Source organism: Clostridium sp. K13 (genome assembly GCF_019734195.1).
In the GTDB taxonomy this organism is placed as follows: Bacteria; Bacillota; Clostridia; order Clostridiales; family Clostridiaceae; genus Clostridium.
Genome location: NZ_JAASHM010000077.1, coordinates 1 through 3000 on the forward strand (window position 1 = coordinate 1; position 3000 = coordinate 3000).

Annotated in this window: 3 protein-coding genes; all 3 read right to left on the bottom strand. The window is 23.5% G+C overall.

Features of this window, described 5'->3' with window-relative positions; translation table 11 throughout:
• Positions 1–283: 283 nt before the first annotated feature.
• The 3 genes from HCG76_RS18770 to HCG76_RS18780 all read right to left on the bottom strand — a co-directional run bounded on the left by HCG76_RS18770 (position 284) and on the right by HCG76_RS18780 (position 2693).
• Positions 284–916: an ATP-binding cassette domain-containing protein gene (locus tag HCG76_RS18770; RefSeq protein WP_221701786.1), complete on the bottom strand. Its 633-nt coding sequence runs from the start codon at positions 914–916 to the stop codon at positions 284–286.
• 84 nt (positions 917–1000) lie between these two features.
• Positions 1001–1747 carry an ABC transporter permease gene (locus HCG76_RS18775; protein ID WP_221701787.1) on the bottom strand — a complete coding sequence of 249 codons (747 nt, stop codon included), beginning with the start codon at positions 1745–1747 and terminating at the stop codon, positions 1001–1003.
• Complete coding sequence (locus HCG76_RS18780; protein WP_221701788.1) at positions 1722–2693, bottom strand: ABC transporter substrate-binding protein; 972 nt, start codon at positions 2691–2693, stop codon at positions 1722–1724. The genes HCG76_RS18775 and HCG76_RS18780 overlap by 26 nt, the downstream gene beginning before the upstream one ends.
• Between the last annotated feature and the right edge of the window lie 307 nt (positions 2694–3000).

Genomic DNA, 3000 nt, shown 5'->3' on the forward strand with positions numbered 1-3000 from the left:
TTTTAAGACTCTCAAAAGAATTGCTGGTTTACTTTAACTATATTCTGTTCAATTTTCAAAGACCATTTACTCTGTCGTACCGAAGCGACTTATTTATCTTATCATCTATTACTCTGTCTGTCAACAACTTTTTAAAAGTTTTAACTTATTTCGTAATCGACAATGATTATCTTATCACTTCAAAAGTTTCTTGTCAACAACTTATTTTTTAAGTTATCTTGATACTTTGTCATCAGCGACGTGTTTTATAATATCATTATTAAATAGCTTCGTCAATACATTTTTATATAATTTTTTCTATTATATTTTTAATTTCTTCATTCTTACACTTATATAATACTTTTACTGGCCTTTCTCCTAATAAAAATACTAAATCTGATAATTTCAATATTTCTTCTTTATCATGTGTAACTAAAATAATAGTTATTCTCTTTTTTAAACTTAAATTTTTTACTATATCAATCATATCACTCTTGCATTTAATATCTAATGATTTAAACGGCTCATCCATTAATATAATCTCTGGATCTCCAATTAATGCTCTAGCTAAATTTACTCTTTGCTTCATTCCCCCACTTAATTGGTTTGGATAGTAAAATTTAAAATTAATTAACCCAACCGATTCTAAAATATCATTAATTTCTTTTTCTAAAACGTCTTTCTTAAAATACTGTTTAGCTACTATTTTTAAATTCATATATACATTTTTCCATGGTATTAGCGAGTCATTTTGAAATACATATGATATCTTTCTATTTTCTTTTATTAACCTGTCTGAAATATAATTTAATAATGTTGTTTTTCCACATCCTGATTTTCCTACAATGCAATTTATTTTATTATCTTCAAATTTTATGTTAAAGTTCTCGTATATAATTTCCCTATCATATTTATAATTTATATTATCTATTATCATATATAAACTGATCTATATTATGAAGCTCTATTTATTTAAACTTATATATATTAATCTTATATTTTCATAATAAAGAAGCAGAACCTATCCTCCTTTTTTATTAAATGTTTTATCAATAATAAAATCAAAAAAACATACTATAAACGTTATTATAATCATCCATGCAATAACTATTGATGTGTTTAACTGCATTTTTTCAAACTGAATTATTGATCCAATTCCATAAGTGGGTTGCGCATATACTTCTCCTGAAATTACAACTTTAAATATTAAAGATAAAGTTGAATTAATTACTTTTTTAATCTCTATTAATATCATAGGTATTATAATTATAAGTATTTTATCTATAGTTGATATTCTATATACTGTACATACTTGTAATAAATTTTTATCTATATCTAACAAAGAATTTAAAATAACATCATAAAATATAGGAAATGAAATCACTACACCTATTATAACTGGAGCAGAATCCTTTGATGTCCAAATTAGTATTAATACTATAAACGCCATAGTAGGTATGGATTTTAAAAAAACTATTATTGGATATAGAAAATTATATATGAATTTACTAAAATAACTAGCAACAGAAAGTATTATTGATATTAAAAGTGAGATTATAAAACTTTCTATACATCTAAAAATACTGCTTAATATTATATTTATAAAAGTATCACTTATTATTATTGTATAAATATCATATAAAACATTAAAAAAAGAAGGCAAAAGTAACTTATTGCCCACAACAGTAGCTACTATTTGCCAAATTGATATAAATATAAAAATCGATATTGTTAAATATTTTCTATTCTTTAATGAATATTGAGTCATACTCCTTATTTTCTCCTTTGTTTTCTATATCTATAATTGAAAAATAAGTTTCATACTCTGATTTTGAATCTTCAATTTTAGTAAATTTTAAATTACTATTTTTTATAGATTCGTTAATAACATTCTTATTCACAGTTATCCCTAATTCTTCACACTTTTCAGCAGCTAACTGTGGATTATTTATAACCCATTTCTCACTTTCATCAATTACTTCAATTAATTTATCATATAAACTTGTATCTTTTATTTTATTATAAAAATCTTCTTTAATTAATAATGTTGACTGTGGATATCCTTTTTCAACATTATTAACTTTTGCCCATTCATTATTTAGGTTTAAAACTATTTTTAAATTACTATTTTTAGCTATTACCGTTGATAACACTGGTTCTGGAACTACTGCATATTTAGCTTGTTTACTAATAAGTAACGGTGCAAGTTCTGATGCAGCTCCAACATAAGAAAATTCTATATTCTCTTCATTAATATTATTGTTTGATAGTATATTTTTAAATACAATATCTGGAGTAAGCCCTTTTCCTGTATTATATATCTCACAACCCTCTAGTTCTGATAAATCTGATATATCTTCTGTAGATACTAAATATAACGATCCCCAACCTATAGTTCCCACAACCTTATATCCTAATTCTTTTTTATATGCTTGTAATGCTAAATTTGATGGAACTATAGCTAAATCAGCTTCACCTTTCATTAATTCAGATAAAAGCAAATCTGTAGTTTTTTGAATTGAACAATTTAAAGTAATATTATCAATTTTATTATTGTCAGATATTAATTTACTTATAGCTATTGATGGTAATCCATCAGGAGAAATTAATGTAGCATTTATTTCTTCATTTACTTTAACATCATTTACTTTACTACAAGCAACCATTACCATTAGAGATATTATTACTAAAATAAAATTTAATATCTTCCTCATTAAAATCACCTCGTATTAAATACTATCATAATATCCCATTTATTTCTATATATTTTTATTTTTGTTATTTTAGTAATTATTTTAATAATATATACCTTTTATTTAAATAAAAATATATCTAATATAAATTAAGTATTTATATATACTAGTTTTATAAAAAAAGACCTAGTTTTAACTAAGTCTCTACTTACCTGACACTGTTAATATTCTACTATTTTATAATTTTAAACAAAAAAAAGTACTTAGCTTTAAACTAAGTACTTACCTGGCAACGTTCTACTCTCCCACACAGTCACCCGTGCAGTAC

Bases quoted from the DNA above. Each gene is read 5' to 3' on its own strand.
- HCG76_RS18775 (WP_221701787.1), bottom strand. From the start codon at position 1,747: ATGACTCAATATTCATTAAAGAATAGAAAATATTTAACAATATCGATT.
- HCG76_RS18770 (WP_221701786.1), bottom strand. From the start codon at position 916: ATGATAATAGATAATATAAATTATAAATATGATAGGGAAATTATATAC.
- HCG76_RS18780 (WP_221701788.1), bottom strand. From the start codon at position 2,693: ATGAGGAAGATATTAAATTTTATTTTAGTAATAATATCTCTAATGGTA.